The sequence below is a fragment of the Exiguobacterium sp. HSB13 genome (assembly GCF_056764755.1).
The window spans coordinates 428,561-448,631 of sequence record NZ_JBUZOM010000001.1 but is presented as its reverse complement, the minus strand read 5'-3'; the positions used below and the strand labels follow the sequence as shown (position 1 = coordinate 448,631).

The following is a 20,071-nucleotide window of genomic DNA, read 5'->3' as shown; positions in this document are numbered from 1 at the left end:
TTTCGCCTCACTTTCTCCGTCATTCATCATAGCACGTCCACCTGATTTATGCTAATCTATATTTGATGTGAAAGGGGGATGAGTCGCGCATGGAATGGTTCATGAACGGGATTCTGCTCTGGGGCTTTATCATGATTACACTCATGGCAATTGGCGGGTTTTTCATGTTCCGGAAGTTCCTCAAAAAGTTACCGAAAGAAGACGGTAAATCGATGATGGACTGGGAAGATGAATACATCGACCAGACACGACATCTTTGGACGGATGAGACGATGGAATTGTTGAACGCTCTCGTCATGCCGGTTCCATCGGCATTTCGCGATGTCGCACGCCGCAAGATTGCCGGGCGGATCGGACAGTTCGCACTTGAGGAACAAGCGACAGAGATGACATCTGAACTGGTCGTCAAAGGATATATTTCCGCTACGCCAAAACGCGATCATAAATTCTTGAAAAAAGCACTGACGGAGCACGCCATCGACTGGCGAGACTACGCATTATACTTCCAAAATTGAAGGATGCACGAAAAACCGCCGAAGTCGCCTTCAGCGGTTTTTTTAGTGAGGTAAGTGCGCGACCGGCACGGTGCCCGACTTTACTCGTTTGTATTTCAAATACATCGCGAAGCGCCAAGGGACTATCATTCCAAAAGCGACGAGATAAAAAATGCCGCCCGTTTCGAAAATATCAATCTGCCCGCCGATGAAGAACTTCGCAACCGTCCGAATGAATAAGATACCGAATAAGACGATGAAAAACGCTTTCGAACGTTGCAAATAAATCTGCCCTTCTGCTTCATAAAAATTGGATGTCTTGATCAAAAAGATGCTGAAGATGGCTCCAATGAGCAATGCTTCCGCCACTTCCGTCCATGTCAGACGGGATGCCGGGTATAAAAACTGTAGCATCCCCGTCGACATCGCAAAGGGCGGGATCAAGATTTTTTTAGCATTCGTCGGTTTTGCTGATGCCTTCACACGAATGAAGCTGATCAGCAATCCCATGACGAGCGCTACCCCAGTTGATATCCAAATCATCCGATCACTTCCTTGATTAAAATCCAGTGAATCCGACGATGTCACTCATCCATGCTGCGAATTTACTCAAGCCATCAAAATACAGCATGACTCCGAACACCATCATCAAGGCTCCCCCGAATTTCGTTAATTTCAGACTATACTGCACGAACAAGCGCGAACGACCGACGAAGAACGCCATCAATAAGAACGGAATCGAGAAGCCAAGGACATACGCGAGCATGTAGAACATGCCTTGACTCGGATTGGTCGCAGCTAATCCGATGACTCCTGCGAGAATCGGACCTGTACAAGGTGTCCAACCGGCTGCAAAACCGATTCCGACGAGGACCGTCCCGACGTATCCTCCTTTTCGTTCCCCGAGATTCAGTTTCTTTTCACGCATCAAGAACGTCGGTTGCCATAAGCCGACGAGCACGACACCAAATACGAAGATGACGAGTGCCCCAACCATCCGTAACGTATCCCGATATGTGATAAAGACATCTGCGAATAACGATGTCGATAACCCGAGCACAACGAATACCATCGCAAAACCAACGAGGAACGCTAACGTATGAAACAAGGATCGCTTTTCTCGTACGCCCCGTTCCTTTAAATCCGTGACCGACACGCCTGTGATGTATGAGAGAAACACAGGATACAGTGGTAGCGTACATGGAGAGACGAAAGATAATAATCCCGCTCCAAACGCTAACCATAACGAGAGCTCCATCATGAGCATCCCCTTTCCTTTACTACTATAGAAGAAGTTCCTCCTCTATTTTGCCAAACTCCTCTGCATTTAGCACCTATTATCTCACAGAAAGTTGCAAAAGATTCGTGTCCGCCAAAATTACAAAAAATTACATTTCGTCGAATTTACTGAAATCTCGTTGCACCTTGTAAATGGACTTGCTAGAATATGGATACGACACCAATGTAAGGGAGACTGCTATGACGACACAACAACTATTGACGTTAGCGATCGAAGCCAAACGTAGCGAACTATATCATCAAGCTGACCAGTCCAGCTTCACCTCCCCGCGTGTTCTACAACTTAGTCATGAACTCGATGTCCTGCTTTTAGAATATTCACGCACTGTCCAAAACTACACCATTCACGGTTCGAACGAACCGCTTTTATCTTAATGTACGATCTGGTCAGCATTCGAATGCGAATGCTGACTTTTTTATGACTTCTTATTTCTGATGGAGGTGCTGTATGTCCGCTCTTACATTCATTTCTAGTTCTCGTTCTCTTTATATACCTGACGATCTCCCTCAATTATACGTACATGAAGTCGAAGCGAGGAAGATTCACGATGCCTTACTTGTACACGATCGAAGGTGCCGATCAGTGGGAGTTCATGATTTATCTACAGCGTTATATGGAAGAAGGAGATGTCCTCGAGCTGCTCTATATCGAAAATCAAAATGACAGCATGCATGACCATCTACCGTCCACTCCGCTACTAGAGCCGATTGAAATCAATATTCGCCAGCGGACGTACCAAACGATTCACGGCACGTTTCAACTTTCCGCTAACGATTGGATGCAAGAATTGTATCATCGTTCTTACCTGACAGCGTTCGGCGTGACGACGATCGTCAAGTATTGATCTAAGTATCATCCGTTTCACTTTTTCATCATCAAACGATAGAAGGATTCCACACTTTCTATTTTTAAGCCTTTTTTCTGTTGAATTGTGCGAATTTTTTATATTTAGTAAGTCAAAAGACCTATAAACGTCCGTTTTTCATAATCAGTATGTCCTATCGATGACAAAAACTGCTCTTTTGCAATCTTGTTGTCACAAAAGCCCGGTTTGTAACTCGAATGACATTGACCTGTAAACGCACAGGTCAGATTTGCCGTGTAAAGTAGGAACAGTAAACACAGCATATGTCAGGAGGACATCAATAATGAAAAAAGCAGTTTTCGCTGCCGGTCTTGCAGCAACAGCTCTATCAGTAGGATTTGCCCAAGAGACAGAGGCTGCCTCAGAAACGGTAACAGTAAATACACCAGTACTCAACGTACGCACAGCACCTACAACTGCATCAGCAGACGTAGGCAATGTATATAAAGGTCAAACATTAAATGTCGAAGGACGTTCTGGCGCATGGATCAAAACAACAGTTAACGGTCAAAAACGTTATGTCCATGGTGCGTATACGTCTGCAGCAGGCTCATTCGACTTTAAAAAAGCGACAGTTACTACGGCAGTACTAAACGTCCGCACTCAACCAACGACAAGCTCGAAAGATGTCGGTAACCTCTACAAAGGCGAAAAAGTCAACGTAGAAGGTAAAGTTGGTGCATGGATCAAAACAACAATCGATGGTAAAACACGCTACGTACACAGCGACTATACTTCACTCGCTGGCGTATCGAAAGCACCAGCAGCACAAGCACAACCTGCTGCTAAACCAGCTGCGAAGCCAGCACCAAAAGCAGCTGCTAAACCAGCAACTGCAACAAAACAATCGACACCTGCAAAATCAGGTACGAAAGTGACAATGAACGTCAGTGCTTACACGAACGACCCATCTAACAACGGTAGCCAACTTTACAACGGTCGTGCGTTGACAGCAAGCGGTTATGACGTTACAAATACGATCACGTACAATGGTATGCGTATCGTAGCAGCTTCTTCACAATACCCAATCGGTACACGTATGCACATCGAAGGCATTGGTGAAGCAATCGTACTCGACCGTGGTGGCGCAATCCAAGGTAACAAACTTGACCTTCTCGTTGGTTCACAACAAGAAGCACTCAACTGGGGACGCCAAAACGTTACAGTCACAGTCTACTAATCAAAACAAACAACCTGCCGGGCGAGATCGCCTGGCAGGCTTTTTTTATGTCTATTTTTTAAGAAACCGTGACATGACCGGATTGCAACTGATACATCTTTTTATACAAACCATCTTGCGCAATCAATTCTTGGTGATTGCCTTGCTCGATCACTTCTCCTTGATGCAATACAAGAATCAAATCGGCATCTTGAATCGTTGATAGACGGTGCGCGATCGCAATCGTCGTCCGTCCTTGACGCATCCGTTCAAGTGCAACTTGAACTTTTTCTTCCGTCTCCGTATCAATCGAACTCGTCGCTTCATCGAGGATTAGGATTTTCGGATCCCGCGCCATCGTGCGTGCGAAGGAAATCAACTGACGTTCTCCAGCTGAGAACGTCGCGCCCCGTTCCGCAACGGGACTGTCGTATTGCTGGTCCAGTTGATTGATGAATCCGTCGGCTTGTACGAATTTAGCAGCCGCTTCGACACGATCAAAGGAAATCGAACTATCGAATAATCGAATGTTATCAGCGACCGTTCCCGTGAACAAGAATGAATCCTGCAGAACGAGTCCGACGTGCTGTCGTAGTTCTTCTTCCGATAACTGCTCAAGCGGTTGACCATCGATCAAGATCCGACCCGATTGGTACGCGTAAAAGCGCATCAAAATATTGATGATCGAACTTTTTCCACTTCCCGTATGACCAACGAGAGCAATCGTCTGTCCTTTTTTCGCCTCGAACGAAATCCCTTTCAAGACATCTTTCTCTCCGTCATAACTAAAGCGCACGTCTTCAAAGACGATATGTCCTTCCGATACTCGTGCATCCCCTTCGAGTTGTTTCGTTGGTTCTGGCTCATCCGTATCGAGGACCTTGAATACACGGTCTGCTGAGACGACAGCTTGCTGGAACTCGGACAACCGTTGCATGATTTGCTGAACCGGTTGGAAAATCCGCTCCATGTAGCTGATGAAGGCATATACGACACCGACTTGGACCGTTTGCGAGAACGATAGGACACCGAAATACGTCACGAGTGTCGCAATCGAGATAGCTAGTAACAATTCGATGATCGGACGTAGTAACCAACTATCGAGCTTCAAGTTCTTATAACGCCCGTTCTGGTGAGCAACGTTGGTCTCCTCGAACTCTGCCATCAAGCGTTTTTCTTGGCGGAATTGTTGAATGATCGCCATCCCGTTGATGGATTCGTTCAGTTGGGCATTGATTTTCGATAGTAAATCGCGGACTTCCGCGTAATACTTCGTCGAATACTTTCGGTAGATCCAAATGATGAAATAAAACAGCGGTAACAACAGTAATGCAATCGTCGCGAGTCGTGGCTCTAGTAGATAGAGGAAGATATACGTTCCGATCAACTGGACGCCGCTTTGAACGAATGTCGATAAGACACCGATGTAGAGCTCCTTGATCGCTTCCGTGTCGTTCGTGATTCGGGACACGAGCACTCCGGCAGGCGTCCGGTCAAAATAAGCGAGCCGTAAATGCATGACATGACGGAACACATCAATGCGTAAACGCTGAATGACCTGCAAGGCAATCTTTTGGAATTCGAACGCTTGCAAGTAATCGACGATGATCCCTGTCGTATGCAGTAACAAGTACGCTGTAAACAAAAGTGCAACTTCCTGTACCGGATACGTACCCGGTGCGACGTATTCATCGATGAAAATCTTGACGAGATACGGTCCTCCGAGTTTTGCCGCTGTCGTGATGAACAGCAGGATGAAAGCAATGCTGACCTGCTTTTTGAACGGCTTGACGAAATCAAGTAATCGTTTTAGGACGGCTTTTTCGTTGATATCATGATTCATTCGGAACGCCCTCCTTGTTCGACAAGTGATTCTAGTTGCTGGCGATCGTACGTCTCTTTATACCAACCGTCGTGAGCGAGTAATTGTTCATGTGTGCCTCGCTCGATGATCCGACCGTCTTCAAGGACGATGATCTCATCGGTATGTGACACAGCCGATAACCGGTGGGCAACGATGATTTGTGCCTGATCGTGATCCGCCGTGCGGAAGTGATGGATGATCGCTTCCTCGGTTTTAGCATCGACCGCAGACAACGCATCATCGAGCACTAAAATCGGACAGTCTGCTAATAGTGCCCGGGCAATCGAGATCCGTTGTTTTTGACCGCCGGATAACGTCACTCCACGCTCCCCGACCATCGTCGCGTATCCTTCCTTAAAGCCGAGAATATCCTCATGGACTGCTGCAATACGTGCCGCTTCCATGATGTCTTCCATTGATGCATCCGGTTTTGCAAAGGCAATGTTGTCAGCAATCGATGCGGAGAATAGGAAGTGATCCTGTGGAACGATCGCGACTTGACGACGGACGGTGTCACGCGTCAATTGTTTGATGTCTCGTCCACCAATCGTGATGGCGCCTTGTTTAACGTCGTATTCGCGAGACAATAAACGAACGAACGTTGATTTTCCGGCACCTGTCTTCCCGACGATTCCGAGCGATTTACCGGGCTTCAACGTCACATCGATGTCTTGTAAGACCGGTTGTGTGTCATAGATGAAACGCTCAATCCCAACATGGAGTTCTGGGGATGAAACACTCGTTGCTGCTTCCTTCGCGTCTTTAATTTCCGGTTCGATCGCAAGCATCCGCTCGATCCGATCGTAAGAAGCACGCCCCCGTTCGACGATGTTGAACAACCAACCGAAGGCAAGCATCGGCCATGTCAATAAACCAAGATATGTAGTGAATGAGACAATGTCACCGATTCGGATTTCACCTTGTTGTAACAAGTAAGCACCATATCCGACAGCGATGATGTACGATAGACCGACTAATCCAAAAATCGTTGGGTCAAATAAAGCGTCGATTTTTGCGACACGACGGTTCTTTTGGACGACGTCATCCGATAGATCCGTAAACGTCTGTACATCAGACTCGACTTCCCCTGTTGCCTTTAAGACGCGGACACCACTAATGCTTTCCGCGACCTTATCGTTCAAATCGGAAAAGGCTTCCTGCGCGTCATGAAAACGCGAATGCAACATCTTACCGTAACGTGACGTCAAATAGACCATCAGCGGCATCGGTAGGAGTGATACGAGCGTCAACTTCCAACTGATCGTCGTGACCATCGTGATGATGACGAAGCTCCCCATCGTCACCGAGTCGACGAGCGTTAGAATACCGGCACCCGCCGTCATCGATACCGCCTGTACGTCGTTCGTCGCATGCGCCATCAAATCCCCGCTCCGGTATTTCTTATAGAACGATTGATCCAAGTCGGAAAAATGTCCATACAGTTGGCTGCGTAATAATCGACCGAGGCGAATCGATGCTCCAAAGATATAAAAACGCCAAAAATAACGAATGATGTATGTCGCGACCCCAATGAGCAACAACGTACCTGCGAGACGAATCAAATCATCTTTCGTCAAGCTTCCCTCACTCAGACCGTTGACTGTCGTTCCGATGATCTTCGGTGGAATGAGTTCTAATGCTGCCACAAAAATCAAACTAACGACCCCAAGACTATACGCTTTCCATTCTCGTCGGAAAAACCAACCGAGTTTCCTGAAGACTCCCATTCAAGTCTCCCCCCTTTTTTAAATCCTATGATTATTTGAAATAGTCTCACATTTTAGATTAGTTCTCTTTCTAAAAAATAGCAAACAAAAAGGAGACCATTCGGTCCCCTTTCGTACAGCTTATTTTTTAGGTGATTTCATTGAACCACTCATTGAACGCATCACTTGGTTGACTTTCTTTTGTGATGGCTTTTGACCCATTTGCATCATCAATGTCTTAATCATATCTTCGTTGATTGGTGGGTTTTGCTCCAAGTAGTTCATCATGTATCGACGAGCGATATAGAAACCAAGGGCGACACCTGCTACCAAGCAAAGAAGGGCAATTAAAATCCAAATCCATGTAGCCAAGTTGCTTCCTCCTCTAACTTAAAACGTCGCTTTTTACTATACTATAATTCCAATTGTTTGCATAGATGATAATAGATGAAAAACGAGCCCGACGTAAGATCGGACCCGTTTTCTCCGGAAGTGATTATCCGAGTTGCTTGACTGTTGCTAATACGTTTTCAACAGACATGCCGTATTCTTTCAAGAGGAAGTCCCCAGGAGCAGATGCGCCGAAACGATCGATTCCGATGACTTGTCCTTCTGTTCCTACATATTTGTACCAACCGAGTGAAGCGCCTGCTTCGATTGCGACACGCTTCGTGATGTGTTTTGGAAGAACTGATTCTTTGTACTCTGCTGACTGTGCTTCGAATACTTCCCATGATGGAAGAGAAACGACAGCTGCTGATTCACCAAGTTCTTTTTGTGCTTCGACAAGAAGGTGAACTTCTGAACCTGTACCAAGCAAGAGTGTATCAGCTTTCGTCACGTCACCAGCGATGACATAACCACCTTTTTCAGCGCCCTCTGTCGTCGTACCTTCAAGTTCAGGAAGACCTTGACGTGTCAAGACGAGAAGTGTCGGTTTGTCTTTCGCTTGAACCGCTGTTTTCCATGCTGCGATCGTCTCTTTTCCGTCTGCAGGACGGTAAATCGTGACGTTCGGCATTGCACGGAAACTCATCAAGTGTTCGACTGGCTCGTGTGTTGGACCATCTTCACCGACAGCGATCGAATCGTGCGTCAAGACGAAGATTGATGGAAGTCCCATTAACGCAGCAAGACGAACCGCTGGACGGAGGTAATCCGAGAAGACGAAGAATGTCGCGCCGTAAGGAATGACGCCTCCGTGAAGTGCCATACCGTTGACAGCCGCAGCCATTGCGAATTCACGTACACCGAACCAGATGTTACGACCGCTTGGGTCGATATCGAAATCTGCTTCGCCTTTGAGCATCGTGTTGTTCGATCCTGCAAGGTCAGCTGAACCACCGAACAATGTCGGAACGTTCTTCGCAAGACCATTCAAGACTTCACCGCTCGTTTGGCGTGTCGCTTTTTTCGATGACAAGTCGTACGTCGGAAGATCTGCTTCCCAGTTGCTTGGCAATTCGTTTGCGATCGCGCGAACGAGTTCAGCATGCAATTCTGGATGAGCTGCTTCGTATTGTTTCATCGTCTCGTTCCATGCGTCTTCTGCAGAAGCACCACGTTGGACGATCCGCTCGTCAAACAATGACTTAACTTCTTCAGGCACGTAGAACTCTTCGTGATCCCAAATGTAGCTTGCTTTCGTTAATTTGATTTCCGCTTCACCGAGTGGTGCACCGTGAGAAGCCGATTTCCCTGATTTGTTCGGTGAACCGAAACCGATGACTGTCTTGACTTCGATCAATGTTGGTTTTGTCGTCTCTGCTTGTGCCGCCGCGATTGCTTTCGAAATCGAATCGATATCCGTTCCGTCTTCTACGCGAATGACTTGCCAGTTGTACGCTTCGAAGCGCTTCTGGACGTTTTCAGAGAATGATTTATCGAGATCGCCATCAAGTGAGATATCGTTTGAATCATACAATACGACCAATTTACCAAGACCAAGGTGACCTGCGAGTGAAGCTGCTTCTGCTGAGACACCTTCCATCAAGTCTCCGTCTCCACAGATTCCGTATGTGAAGTGATCGACGACGTTGAGATCGTCACGGTTGTATTTTGCTTCAAGATGACGCTCTGCCATCGCCATACCAACTGCCATTGCAATCCCTTGACCAAGTGGACCTGTCGTTGCGTCTACACCAGCCGTGTGACGGTATTCCGGGTGACCTGGTGTTTTTGATCCCCATTGACGGAATGATTTAAGATCATCCATTGATAGATCATATCCCGATAGGTGGAGGAGTGAGTAGAGAAGCATCGAACCGTGTCCGGCTGAAAGTACAAAACGGTCGCGGTTGAACCATTCTGGATTTTTAGGGTTGTGGTTCATATGATCCGCCCAAAGCGAGAATGCCATCGGCGCTGCTCCCATTGGCATACCTGGGTGACCCGAGTTCGCCTTTTGTACGGCATCAATCGATAAGGTACGAATCGTATTAATTGCTAATTGTTCTACTGTCGTCATGTTCGTCAAAACAATCATCCTCTCTCTTTTTCACAAATTCCTACTCATTTTAGCACACTCTCAAATGTGATACAACTTTTCTAAATAGTATGTCACATTAAAATGAATGCGCTATCTATAGCCGTTCTTCCGACTCATACAGGATGCATGAATTGATGAAAGATCGTTATTAAGATGTATTGCTATCGTACAATGTTTCCTCATCTAACAGCTCTAAACAAAAAAGAGGTCCGCTTAACGCGAAACCTCTTTCTTCTATAAGAAGGAACAAACGATTATTAAGAAGAAACAAAACGATTATTGTTTATTCCGTTCTTCTTCTTGTGCTTGTTTTAATTTCTCTGGTGTTACGTCCGTACCTTCTTCATCGACGATTTTCATGCCCATGAGTTGGTTTTTAAACGATCCACGGAATGCTGCGAGATACGCTGCACGTAGCTCTTTTTGCTCTGCTGCTTCTGCTTCCGATAACGGCTCGACTTTTGATTTATTCGCTAATGCATTGATTCGATCTAATTGCTCTTGTGATAACATGGAATCCCTCTTTCTGTACGACTCAAACTTGAGTAGTTCAATTGTATTCTTACTGTAAAAGAGCTTACTAAAAAAAGCAAGTTAACCGCGTCCGTCGACGGGTTACTTGCTTCTCATTCCGAACTAGGCGTCAATTCGCGGTATTCAAGATATCGACGATTGACCGTTGCTTTTGAGATATCATGCCCCATCCCGCGAAGCGTAATCGCGATATCTGAAAACGTCAACCCGAGCTCTCGGAGACGTACGATTTCTTCGATCGGTACGTCTTTTCGACTACGCCCGGCGTTCTCTCCTTGACGATTGAGATTACGCTCCGGACGAAAGCCTTGTTCGACCGCTCGCCGCATGCCGCGCGCGATTTTTGCATTGTGCAGTTTCCGTTGATATTCTTCAACGAGCGAGACGATCTCAAGGACCATTGCTTCTGCATCAGCAAGCTGATATTCTCCATCCGAATCAAGTGTCATCAACCGAACACCGTGCTTCTTAAACGTGTGCAAAATAGCGATTTTCGCATTCCCCCGACCAATTCGTGTGTCATCCGTCACGAGTACCGCATCTACCGCATCACGTGTCACATGGTCAAGAACCGTCAGCATTCCTTCCCGATCAACGTCATATCCACTCTCTTTTTCAGAGACGATGTCTATGACATCAAAGCCCTTTTGAGACGCGACCTTGGAAAGCTCCATCCGTTGGCGTTCAATCGAACTATCTTGTGCTTCTTTTTCGGTCGACACCCGACAATAAATCACGACCTTCATCGTACCTCACATCCCTGTTCGTTCTTTCACAACTTTTCCATTTTGTCATTGTTGTGCGATTGGTACAACGATTTTGCTTTTTGAGATGACGTGTTTTGTCTCGACATCATTATTTTTGATCAACCAGTTGACGTATTCTTCATCTGACATCGAACCATCATTGTAGACTTCAGCAATTTGTTCAACTGTAGCGTTCTCATCGACCGTAACGGAAGCGGTCATCAGTTGCGCTACCTTTTCATCAGGGCGTGGTGTGAGTAAAAAGATCACGAAGGCAATACTTAATGCATAGAAGAGAATTGAAAAAGCATGAGTACGAATCGTATGAATCATCATGAATCCCTCCAAATATGAAATGAATGATTTAGAATAAATGTTCGCGGAACAATTGTTCGCATAACTCATAATAAACACAGAACCCGTGTTCGGTCAACACAAAATGTCGAACAATTGTTTGTACGCTCATTTGTTCTATGTTATAGTGAATCTAGAAACATATATTCTTACATTTCAAACTTCAATCCAGAAAGAGGTGGCAATTCGTATGCGGAAAATGTCTAAGCGCCAACAAGAGATTCTCGACTACATCGTCTCTGAAGTGAAACTGAAGGGGTATCCACCATCAGTTCGTGAAATCGGAGAAGCAGTCGGACTCGCGTCTAGCTCGACGGTACACGGTCATTTGGATCGACTCGAGAAACGGGGAATGATTCGCCGTGACCCGACGAAACCACGTGCGATTGAGATATTGCTTGATAAGCCTGAAGAAATCACGGAAGCCATCGTCCATGTTCCCGTCATCGGGAAAGTCACAGCGGGTCTTCCGATTACAGCGATTGAAAACATCGAAGAACAGTTCCCACTCCCTGCACATTATGTAGGAAACGAAACGGTCTTCATGTTAACGATCGATGGTGAATCGATGATTAACGCAGGTATTCTTGACGGCGATCGTGTCATCGTGCGCCAACAAAACACAGCAGAAAACGGAGAAATCGTCGTAGCTATGACCGAAGATAGCGAAGCGACGGTGAAACGGTTCTTCTTAGAAGATCAACAGGTACGTCTACAACCAGAAAATGACTCGATGGATCCGATGTATTTCGATAATGTCTCCATTCTTGGTAAGGTAATCGGCGTGTATCGGACGATTCATTGACGGAGGGACCAGTTACGACTGGTCTTTTTTCATGCCTTCAGGAAATGTACATGATACCGTTAATACCGTTGCACTGACGGGTTACGTTGCGTATTCGGTCGCAACGCAACAAACGGATTGGTTACCGACCGCCATTGGTATCGCTGTCGGTACGCTTTGGTTGTCACCCGACCTCGATTTAAAGTCAGAACCCTATTATCGCTTCGGACCATTTCGAGTCCTGTGGATGCCTTATGTCAAGATCATGCCCCACCGCTCGATCTGGTCGCATGGATTGATCATCGGAGATATCATCCGACTTCTTTACAGTGCAGCGATTCTGATTCCGCTACTATTTTTAAGTCTATATTTTCAGGTTCTTGATTCTGCTACGATTGATTCGTGGTTTGCTTCCTTGCCTGCCTTCGTCGTTGGTATCATGGTGGCGAGCACGATTCATATCCTACTAGATTATTCCAGCAGTTGGTTTCGACCTAAAAAAAGAAAAAAGCGTCGCCGTTAACACCTCTTTTGCTTGCTCGCAAGTGGAATGAGGTGTTTTCTTATCCACTTTTTCGTATCTTTAAACATCAAAATAAAAAATTTCCATTCCTATATTTCAATTATATGTATTGAAAACGTTCTCAAATCGGAGTAATTTAAAGTAGAAAGGCCATTATCTGCTTTAATCCAAAGGGAGGGTTTTTGCATGAATAACTTTGTACTAGAAATGATCGGTACGATGATCCTCATCCTGCTCGGGGATGGTGTCGTCGCCGGTGTCGTCTTGAAAAAGACGAAGTCGGAAAACAGCGGATGGATTGTCATCACGTTCGCTTGGGGTCTTGCCGTCATGACAGCAGCATTCGTCGCTGCTGAGAGTGGAGCGCACTTGAATCCCGCATTGACGATCGCACTTGCTTTGAACTCTGATCTACCGTGGGCAGACGTTCCGATCTACATTGCCGGACAACTTGTCGGAGCTTTCATCGGCGCCATTCTCGTTTGGCTTCATTACATGAAACATTTTGAAGCGACTGATGATCAAGCAGCAAAACTCGGTGTGTTCGCAACAGGTCCAGCGATTCGCCATACGCCGTCGAACTTGATTTCTGAGATTATCGGGACATTTGTTCTCGTCTTCGGTATCTTGGCACTCGGTCTATCGACATTCGGTGACGGCTTAAAACCACTCATCGTTGGTTTACTCGTCGTCGTCATCGGTCTATCACTTGGTGGTACAACAGGGTACGCCATCAACCCGGCTCGTGACCTTGGACCGCGTATCGCGCACGCTATCCTACCGATTCCGAATAAAGGTTCATCTGACTGGGGCTATTCATGGATTCCTGTCGTTGGTCCAATCATCGGTGGAGCGCTTGCCGTGTTCATCTATCAATTGATCTACTAAGATCACGTCTCACTAACACATACCGCTCAAGGGGGATTTCGAAATGGAAAACAAGTATATCCTAGCACTCGACCAAGGTACGACAAGCTCACGTGCGATCATCTTCGATCACGATGGGAAAATCGTCAACTCGGCACAACGGGAATTCAAACAATACTTCCCGCAACCAGGCTGGGTCGAGCATGATGCAAACGAAATCTGGGGTTCGATTCTTGCTGTCATGGCTGAAGCACTCGGTACAGCAGATATCAAACCGGAGCAAATCGCCGGAATCGGAATCACGAACCAACGTGAAACGACGGTCGTCTGGAACAAAGAAACAGGCAAACCTGTCTATCACGCACTCGTTTGGCAATCGCGTCAAACGTCTAGTATCTGTGACGACTTAAAAGAACAAGGCTTGAACCAGAAGTTCCGTGATAAAACAGGGCTTTTGATTGATGCCTACTTCTCTGGTACGAAAGTCAAATGGATCCTCGACAACGTCGAAGGTGCACGTGAGCAGGCAGAGAACGGTGAATTGCTCTTCGGTACGATCGATACGTGGCTCGTTTGGAAACTGTCTGGTGGAAAAACGCACATCACAGACTACACGAACGCTTCACGAACATTGATGTATAACATCTACGAACAAAAATGGGATGAAGAGTTACTCGATATCCTCGGTGTTCCTGCTTCGATGTTGCCAGAAGTTCGTCAATCGAGTGAAGTCTACGACAAAACGGTACCGTATCACTTCTTCGGTTACGAAGTGCCTATCGCTGGGATTGCGGGTGACCAACAAGCCGCACTCTTCGGTCAAACATGCTTCGAAGCGGGTGAAGGCAAGAACACATATGGAACAGGTTGTTTCATGCTTATGAACACGGGTGAGAAAGCTGTTTCTTCTGATCATGGACTCTTGACGACAATTGCTTGGGGCGTCGATGGAAAAGTGGAATATGCGCTTGAAGGATCGATCTTCGTCGCTGGTTCTGCGATCCAGTGGCTCCGTGATGGACTCCGGATGTTGAAACACGCGAAAGATTCAGAAGGTTACGCAACAAAAGTCGATTCAACAGACGGTGTCTACGTCGTTCCTGCTTTCGTTGGTCTCGGCGCACCATACTGGGATTCAGATGTTCGCGGGGCAATCTTCGGATTAACACGCGGAACAGATAAGGAGCACTTCGTTCGGGCAACGCTTGAATCACTTGCTTATCAAACACGCGACGTGTTAACAGCGATGGAACAAGATTCCGGAATCGAACTGAAGACACTCCGTGTCGACGGTGGTGCTGTAGCCAACAACTTCTTGATGCAGTTCCAATCGGACATCCTAGGCGTTCCTGTCGATCGTCCGCAAATCAATGAAACGACAGCACTCGGCGCAGCCTATCTAGCTGGATTAGCCGTTGGTTACTGGAAAGATAAAGCGGAAATTAAACAACAATGGAAGCTAGATCACCAGTTTAAACCAGAGATGAAAGAAGACGATCGTGAACAACGCTATGCCGGATGGCAAAAAGCAGTCGAAGCGACAATGGTCTTCAAACCATCGAAATAAAATTATTAACCCGGTCCCTTTTGCAGAGGGACCGGGTTTTCACTGTCTTATAAAAACTACAATAAAGTCATTTTTAAAGTCATTTTTCTAACACCAAACTCAAAAGTGTCGCCTCAGCACATACATCATAATTCTTTGTGCTACTCTTTCGCATAGAGGAGTTCACATGTATTCCTTTCCATTTATAATGTGGATCACTCATTTTTCTCTAGCATGATCATGTCGATCGCCTGTATTCCGTTCTCCCAGATTTCCTCTGGATACGACCGAAAAAAATCTTTTTTTATATCGTATAGCCGGAAACCAAGCTTTTGGTAGAAAGCTAAATTATCAATACTCGAATTAGCCGTTCCTACGATGAAATGATGATACTCTTGTTCCTTATATTGTTCGAGCGTTAATGAGATGATCCTCTTTCCTAACCCTTGACCCTGTTGTTCTTTTTTGATGGCGACGTTTTTTATTTCCATTGTATCTTGATTAATTTTGGTCATAACAATAACACCCACTACATTACCAGATGAATCTTCGAGATAATACAGGTCACCGTTAGGTAAGTATTCATAAATCTTATCGATAGATTCATCAGCCAGTAATAATAAGGGGATGAATGTCTGCTTTTTGATTTCAGTGTCTGCTTTCCTTAACGTATAACTCAAGAACTCACCTCATTCTTTACATTATATTACTGTCCTATTTATGTACATGCATTATGATAACAATTTTCATAGCACCATTTCATTCAGATATGAAAGAATCCCCATTGCATTGAAGCAAAGGGGATTTGATCCTTATTTGCTAAACTCTTTTTTCAATCCGTCTTCAATCTCATCAACGGATTTCGACTGCCCGCTAAGAACAGCTGCTAAAAACGCGCCTTCGACGAGTGGTGCGTCGATAAACCGAACCGTCCGTTCGCCACTATATAGTTCAAGTGCCAGTTCCGTGTTCATCGTCGCAGAACCGATATCCGTTAAGACGACTCCATCATCGTCTAGTGTATTTAGTGTTTCTTCGATGCGCGTCGCGTCCGTTCCAATGCTACCGTCCTCAAGACCTGCCGCTACTAAGACTGGCGTATCCGGCGCCATCTCTGCTAACAGTTCCTTTAGTCCAGTCGCAAGTTTTTCACTATGGGAAACGAGTACAAGATTAACCATGAAGCACCTCCGCGATTTCGCCGAGTAACAACGCACTCGATAGACTACCTGGGTCCTGGACGCCTTCCGTCGCTTCACCGAAGTAAGACGCGCGCCCTTTCGTTGCGATGCGCGCTTTCGTATCAGCAAGCGCTTGATCGATTGCCGCTTTCAAATCCCCTTCTTGCGAGAGCGCCTCTTGGAACGGTGTCCAGATATCGACCATCGTCTTTTGACCGAATTCCGATTTCCCACGCGATTTGATGCCTTCCGTCGCTTCATGAAAAGCATCCGCGAGTTCCGCACCTTCGACTTCCGTTTTCCCTTTGAACGCACCAGCGAACTTAACGAAGGCTGTTCCGTATAAAGGACCGGACGCCCCACCGACCGTCTTGATCAGCGTCATCCCGACTTCTTTCGATAGAGCTCCTAAATCCTCATATTCGCCGTGTTCTTCTAACGTCTTTTGGACTGCTTGGAAGCCACGTGACATGTTGATCCCGTGGTCCCCGTCACCGATTTCCCGGTCAAGGTCCGTCAATTCATCCTTGTGCTGTTCAATCTGTTCCGCTGCTTTGATGAGCGCGCTTCGTAACTGTTCCGTCGTCAACTTCATCTTTGTACACCCCGTTTATCTAAATTAGAATCCAATCGCTTTCGTTTCTGCATCGAGATAACCAAGCAGTTCATCATCCACTGGTAAGAGCGTAATTGAGAATCCGTGCATCTCGAGCGACGTCATATAGTTTCCAACGAACGAACGGGCAATCTCGTAACCATGTGCCTGAAGTTCTTCCGCGACGTATTTATATGTGATATACAGTTCGGATTCTGGTGTTCCACCCATCCCATTCACCATGACTGCGACTTTTTTTTCTGGTACCTCTTTTGTCAGACGATCGAGCAACTCTTTAACGATCGCATCAACGGAAGCGACTGCTTTTCGTTCAAGTCCTTTTTCACCATGGATGCCGATTCCGATTTCCATCTCGTCATCATGCAACTCAAAGCCTGGCTTGCCACTCTCTGGCATGTAACATGGTGAGAGTGCCATTCCGATCGAACGAACGCCCTGGATGACTTTTTCCGCGACTGCTTTGACTTCACTCAGTGATTTCCCTTCTGCAGCTGCAGCTCCGGCAATCTTATGGACGAAGACCGTTCCCGCAACCCCACGACGATCCTCTTCCTTTTTGATCGCGATGTCATCATTGACGACGACCGTGTCGACTTCGATGTCCTCGAGTTCAGCAAGTTCCTTCGCCATATCGAAGTTCATGACATCACCCGAGTAGTTCTTGACGACGAGTAAGACACCTTTCCCACCATGGGCTGCCTTAATGCCTTCAAGCACCATGTCCGGTGTCGGTGACGTGAAGACTTCCCCACAAACAGCCGCAGCAAGCATACCGTCACCAACGAATCCCGCGTGCGCCGGTTCATGCCCACTTCCCCCACCAGAGACAAGACCAACTTTTCCGTCAAGCGGCACTTTCCGCGCGACGACATTGACCCCTTCGACCTTTTTATACAAATCAGGGTGAGCTAGTACGAGTCCGTCGACCATGTCTGAAACGAACCGGTTTGAATCTTTCATTAATTTGTGCATGAAAAACGCTCCTTTACCTAACTGATTTTGCCGTACCACTTAGTCTTTACCACCAAATCAAGTCGAATATGTCGAAAAAAATGATGAAAATATTGACCAGTTGGTGACGATATCCCGCATGAATGCTATGCTCTAAAAAAAGAGGAGGATTCGAATGTCATCAGCCTTTCAAGCAGGTGTCCGTGCCTGTCTACCCACTGTCCTCGGATATATCGGCATCGGCTTCTCAGCCGGGATCGTCGGTCGTGCCTCCGGCTTATCCCCTCTTGAAGTCGGATTCATGTCCGTCTTCATCTATGCCGGCGCCGCTCAGTTCATCATCACGAGTCTCTTACTATTGAATAGTCCCGCTTCTGCCATCATTCTGACGACGTTCATCGTTAATCTCAGGCACTTGTTAATGAGTCTGACGCTCGCGCCACATGTCGAGACACGTCATCTCCGCGACCGTCTCGGTACCGGAACGCTTCTGACGGATGAGTCGTTCGCTGTCGCGATGAACACTGCGCAAAAAGGGAAACTCTCTTCGTCTTTCATGCATGGCTTGAATCTGACTGCTTACTTCAGCTGGATCGTCGCAACCGTTCTCGGCGCCCTTGTCGGTAGCTGGTTCCCTGATCCCGAGCGCTTCGGTCTCGATTTTGCTCTGACGGCGATGTTCATCGGCTTATTGTACTTACAGTTTGAAGGGGAACGTTCCCGAATTGCCGTGAATAGTTGCCTTTTACTGATTGTTTTGCTATTGCTTTACATAACCATGCGCTACTTTTCTCCAGAAGTCGCCGTTCTTTGTGCGACGCTTGGTGGTGCAAGTATAGGAGTCGTGATCACACGATGGAAATCCGCCCGGAATTAATCGCTCTATTTTTAGCCTGTGGACTCGTCACTTGGATTCCACGCGTCTTACCGTTCCTTGTCCTTCATGGACTGACGTTACCGCGTCTCGTAACGGAATGGCTCTCCTTCATTCCGGTTTGCTTACTCGGTGCGTTATTTTTTCAAAATCTACTTATCGCGCAAGACGACGCGTTCCCGACGATTTCGACGCTTCACGTCTTCGCCGCCCTACCAACGATGGCGGTCGCGGTTTTCAGTAAAAGTCTATCCTGGACGGTCGTGACTGGTGTCGTGACGATGGCGTTTTTACGATTGTATCTGTAAGCAATTCATTCATCTTTAGACTATTTCGATGAATCTCTTGTGTTATCCTTAAATATAGAAATAAATGGATAGTGAAGGAGGTTTTGATATGGTGAATAAGCGATTGATATCCCTTTTGATATTACTATGCGCCAGTTTCCTAGTTGTAAATCAAATGGATGTCCCTTACATACTAAAGCAAGGACTCGTCGTGTTATACGTCATCGCTTATTTTGTAGCGATCGTTGTTTATCGGAAAAAGACGATTCGACCTCAAAAACAATGACTCAAAAAAATCTCCTCTAGTCTTAAGAGACTGGAGGAGATTTTTGTGTTCACGTATTTGCTTGCACGTCCTGATAATCGGATTGATGTTCAAACTCTTTTTTCGCAAAGGGACATAACGGCAGTAGCTTGACGTTTTCTTCGCGTGCCCAGTTGACGATCTCAGCAACGAGTTGTTCCCCGATCTGTTGATTCCGGTGCGCGGGATCGACGTATGTGTGATCGATGATCCACATGCCGTTGTTCGTATCGCTGTAAGTGATTTCCCCGATCACTGCACCCTCGTGATGGGCTTCGATTTTACGTTCTGCTCGTTTCAGCTCCATTTGTTTCCCTCCGTTCGTAAGATAAGGCGCCGCTCGGACAACCGTCGACGACCCGCATGACGTCTTCCACCGGTGTCCCGTCCGCTTCAATCCACGGACGTCGTTTGACATCAAAGACAGTTGGTAGACTTTGTACACAATGACCAGAGTGAATGCAGACTTCCGAATCAAAATAGACCGTGATTTCTTTGCCTTCATATCCTTTTTTCATGATGTATCGTCTCCCTTTCTTTGTACTCTTGTATCTTTCCACATCCTCGACTCATTCCCTGTCGACGACATGAAAAAAGCACTTCCGGACAGAAGTCCGAAAGTGCTTGA

At 46.5% G+C, this 20,071-nt stretch carries 25 protein-coding genes; 10 read left to right on the top strand and 15 right to left on the bottom strand.

Annotated elements, in window-relative coordinates; translation table 11 throughout:
- The first annotated feature begins 89 nt into the window (after nucleotides 1–89).
- Nucleotides 90–515 carry a DUF2621 family protein gene (locus tag ACZGCQ_RS02300; RefSeq protein WP_029341260.1) on the top strand — a complete coding sequence of 142 codons (426 nt, stop codon included), beginning with the start codon at nucleotides 90–92 and terminating at the stop codon, nucleotides 513–515.
- A 42-nt stretch (nucleotides 516–557) separates the two neighbouring features.
- On the opposite strand, the gene ACZGCQ_RS02295 is transcribed toward ACZGCQ_RS02300, so the two are convergent.
- Nucleotides 558–1,037 carry a CcdC family protein gene (locus tag ACZGCQ_RS02295; protein ID WP_029341259.1) on the bottom strand — a complete coding sequence of 160 codons (480 nt, stop codon included), beginning with the start codon at nucleotides 1,035–1,037 and terminating at the stop codon, nucleotides 558–560.
- 16 nt (nucleotides 1,038–1,053) lie between these two features.
- The gene (locus tag ACZGCQ_RS02290; RefSeq protein ID WP_481265242.1) at nucleotides 1,054–1,752 is read right to left on the bottom strand and encodes a cytochrome c biogenesis CcdA family protein; all 699 of its coding nucleotides are present in this window, start codon (nucleotides 1,750–1,752) and stop codon (nucleotides 1,054–1,056) included.
- 221 nt (nucleotides 1,753–1,973) lie between these two features.
- Between ACZGCQ_RS02290 and ACZGCQ_RS02285 the strand changes: the two genes are divergently transcribed.
- From ACZGCQ_RS02285 to ACZGCQ_RS02275, 3 genes are all read left to right on the top strand, one after another.
- A complete protein-coding gene (locus ACZGCQ_RS02285) occupies nucleotides 1,974–2,168 on the top strand; it encodes an aspartyl-phosphate phosphatase Spo0E family protein (RefSeq protein WP_023467779.1) in 195 nt (64 codons plus the stop codon).
- Between the two features lie 173 nt (nucleotides 2,169–2,341).
- Nucleotides 2,342–2,638: a hypothetical protein gene (locus ACZGCQ_RS02280; protein WP_214804486.1), complete on the top strand. Its 297-nt coding sequence runs from the start codon at nucleotides 2,342–2,344 to the stop codon at nucleotides 2,636–2,638.
- Between the two features lie 304 nt (nucleotides 2,639–2,942).
- Nucleotides 2,943–3,839, top strand: coding sequence for an SH3 domain-containing protein (locus tag ACZGCQ_RS02275; protein ID WP_481265241.1), 897 nt, complete (start codon nucleotides 2,943–2,945; stop codon nucleotides 3,837–3,839).
- A 58-nt stretch (nucleotides 3,840–3,897) separates the two neighbouring features.
- Here the strand turns inward: ACZGCQ_RS02275 and ACZGCQ_RS02270 are convergent, their stop codons facing one another.
- The 7 genes from ACZGCQ_RS02270 to yneA all read right to left on the bottom strand — a co-directional run bounded on the left by ACZGCQ_RS02270 (nucleotide 3,898) and on the right by yneA (nucleotide 11,489).
- Entirely contained in the window at nucleotides 3,898–5,661 is a 1,764-nt protein-coding gene (locus ACZGCQ_RS02270; protein WP_058705250.1) for an ABC transporter ATP-binding protein, read from the bottom strand.
- Nucleotides 5,658–7,409, bottom strand: coding sequence for an ABC transporter transmembrane domain-containing protein (locus ACZGCQ_RS02265; RefSeq protein WP_214857194.1), 1,752 nt, complete (start codon nucleotides 7,407–7,409; stop codon nucleotides 5,658–5,660). Before ACZGCQ_RS02265 ends, ACZGCQ_RS02270 begins: the two co-directional genes overlap by 4 nt.
- 120 nt (nucleotides 7,410–7,529) lie before the next feature.
- Nucleotides 7,530–7,760, bottom strand: coding sequence for a YneF family protein (locus ACZGCQ_RS02260; RefSeq protein ID WP_012370001.1), 231 nt, complete (start codon nucleotides 7,758–7,760; stop codon nucleotides 7,530–7,532).
- Nucleotides 7,761–7,884: 124 nt separating this feature from the next.
- Complete coding sequence (tkt, locus tag ACZGCQ_RS02255) at nucleotides 7,885–9,855, bottom strand: transketolase (RefSeq protein ID WP_241492332.1); 1,971 nt, start codon at nucleotides 9,853–9,855, stop codon at nucleotides 7,885–7,887.
- A 297-nt stretch (nucleotides 9,856–10,152) separates the two neighbouring features.
- Entirely contained in the window at nucleotides 10,153–10,389 is a 237-nt protein-coding gene (locus ACZGCQ_RS02250; RefSeq protein WP_023467773.1) for a DUF896 domain-containing protein, read from the bottom strand.
- Nucleotides 10,390–10,502: 113 nt separating this feature from the next.
- Nucleotides 10,503–11,156 (bottom strand): YneB family resolvase-like protein, encoded by a 654-nt coding sequence (locus tag ACZGCQ_RS02245; RefSeq protein WP_214728010.1) that lies wholly within the window; start codon nucleotides 11,154–11,156, stop codon nucleotides 10,503–10,505.
- Nucleotides 11,157–11,201: 45 nt separating this feature from the next.
- Nucleotides 11,202–11,489 (bottom strand): cell division suppressor protein YneA, encoded by a 288-nt coding sequence (gene yneA / locus ACZGCQ_RS02240; RefSeq protein ID WP_023467771.1) that lies wholly within the window; start codon nucleotides 11,487–11,489, stop codon nucleotides 11,202–11,204.
- A gap of 211 nt (nucleotides 11,490–11,700) precedes the next feature.
- On the opposite strand from yneA, the gene lexA reads away from it, so the two are divergent.
- From lexA to glpK, 4 genes are all read left to right on the top strand, one after another.
- A complete protein-coding gene (gene lexA, locus ACZGCQ_RS02235; RefSeq protein ID WP_023467770.1) occupies nucleotides 11,701–12,315 on the top strand; it encodes a transcriptional repressor LexA in 615 nt (204 codons plus the stop codon).
- A 31-nt stretch (nucleotides 12,316–12,346) separates the two neighbouring features.
- Nucleotides 12,347–12,817: a metal-binding protein gene (locus ACZGCQ_RS02230; RefSeq protein WP_047391185.1), complete on the top strand. Its 471-nt coding sequence runs from the start codon at nucleotides 12,347–12,349 to the stop codon at nucleotides 12,815–12,817.
- Between the two features lie 186 nt (nucleotides 12,818–13,003).
- On the top strand, nucleotides 13,004–13,705 hold the full coding sequence (locus ACZGCQ_RS02225) for an MIP/aquaporin family protein (protein WP_481265240.1): 702 nt from the start codon (nucleotides 13,004–13,006) through the stop codon (nucleotides 13,703–13,705).
- A gap of 43 nt (nucleotides 13,706–13,748) precedes the next feature.
- Complete coding sequence (gene glpK / locus ACZGCQ_RS02220) at nucleotides 13,749–15,251, top strand: glycerol kinase GlpK (protein ID WP_481265239.1); 1,503 nt, start codon at nucleotides 13,749–13,751, stop codon at nucleotides 15,249–15,251.
- Nucleotides 15,252–15,445: 194 nt separating this feature from the next.
- Here the strand turns inward: glpK and ACZGCQ_RS02215 are convergent, their stop codons facing one another.
- The 4 genes from ACZGCQ_RS02215 to dhaK all read right to left on the bottom strand — a co-directional run bounded on the left by ACZGCQ_RS02215 (nucleotide 15,446) and on the right by dhaK (nucleotide 17,999).
- Nucleotides 15,446–15,910 (bottom strand): GNAT family N-acetyltransferase, encoded by a 465-nt coding sequence (locus tag ACZGCQ_RS02215; RefSeq protein ID WP_481265238.1) that lies wholly within the window; start codon nucleotides 15,908–15,910, stop codon nucleotides 15,446–15,448.
- Nucleotides 15,911–16,042: 132 nt separating this feature from the next.
- Nucleotides 16,043–16,411 (bottom strand): dihydroxyacetone kinase phosphoryl donor subunit DhaM, encoded by a 369-nt coding sequence (gene dhaM, locus ACZGCQ_RS02210; RefSeq protein WP_029341248.1) that lies wholly within the window; start codon nucleotides 16,409–16,411, stop codon nucleotides 16,043–16,045.
- Nucleotides 16,404–17,006 (bottom strand): dihydroxyacetone kinase subunit DhaL, encoded by a 603-nt coding sequence (dhaL, locus tag ACZGCQ_RS02205; RefSeq protein WP_029341247.1) that lies wholly within the window; start codon nucleotides 17,004–17,006, stop codon nucleotides 16,404–16,406. Before dhaL ends, dhaM begins: the two co-directional genes overlap by 8 nt.
- Before the next feature lie 24 nt (nucleotides 17,007–17,030).
- The gene (gene dhaK, locus ACZGCQ_RS02200) at nucleotides 17,031–17,999 is read right to left on the bottom strand and encodes a dihydroxyacetone kinase subunit DhaK (protein ID WP_406748184.1); all 969 of its coding nucleotides are present in this window, start codon (nucleotides 17,997–17,999) and stop codon (nucleotides 17,031–17,033) included.
- A 154-nt stretch (nucleotides 18,000–18,153) separates the two neighbouring features.
- On the opposite strand from dhaK, the gene ACZGCQ_RS02195 reads away from it, so the two are divergent.
- Both ACZGCQ_RS02195 and ACZGCQ_RS02190 read left to right on the top strand, forming a co-directional pair.
- Nucleotides 18,154–18,855 carry an AzlC family ABC transporter permease gene (locus ACZGCQ_RS02195; RefSeq protein ID WP_481265237.1) on the top strand — a complete coding sequence of 234 codons (702 nt, stop codon included), beginning with the start codon at nucleotides 18,154–18,156 and terminating at the stop codon, nucleotides 18,853–18,855.
- A complete protein-coding gene (locus ACZGCQ_RS02190; RefSeq protein WP_481265236.1) occupies nucleotides 18,834–19,160 on the top strand; it encodes an AzlD domain-containing protein in 327 nt (108 codons plus the stop codon). Before ACZGCQ_RS02195 ends, ACZGCQ_RS02190 begins: the two co-directional genes overlap by 22 nt.
- Nucleotides 19,161–19,474: 314 nt before the next feature.
- Here the strand turns inward: ACZGCQ_RS02190 and ACZGCQ_RS02185 are convergent, their stop codons facing one another.
- Both ACZGCQ_RS02185 and ACZGCQ_RS02180 read right to left on the bottom strand, forming a co-directional pair.
- Nucleotides 19,475–19,750, bottom strand: coding sequence for a GNAT family N-acetyltransferase (locus ACZGCQ_RS02185; RefSeq protein ID WP_481265235.1), 276 nt, complete (start codon nucleotides 19,748–19,750; stop codon nucleotides 19,475–19,477).
- On the bottom strand, nucleotides 19,725–19,961 hold the full coding sequence (locus tag ACZGCQ_RS02180) for a (4Fe-4S)-binding protein (protein WP_481265234.1): 237 nt from the start codon (nucleotides 19,959–19,961) through the stop codon (nucleotides 19,725–19,727). Before ACZGCQ_RS02180 ends, ACZGCQ_RS02185 begins: the two co-directional genes overlap by 26 nt.
- Between the last annotated feature and the right edge of the window lie 110 nt (nucleotides 19,962–20,071).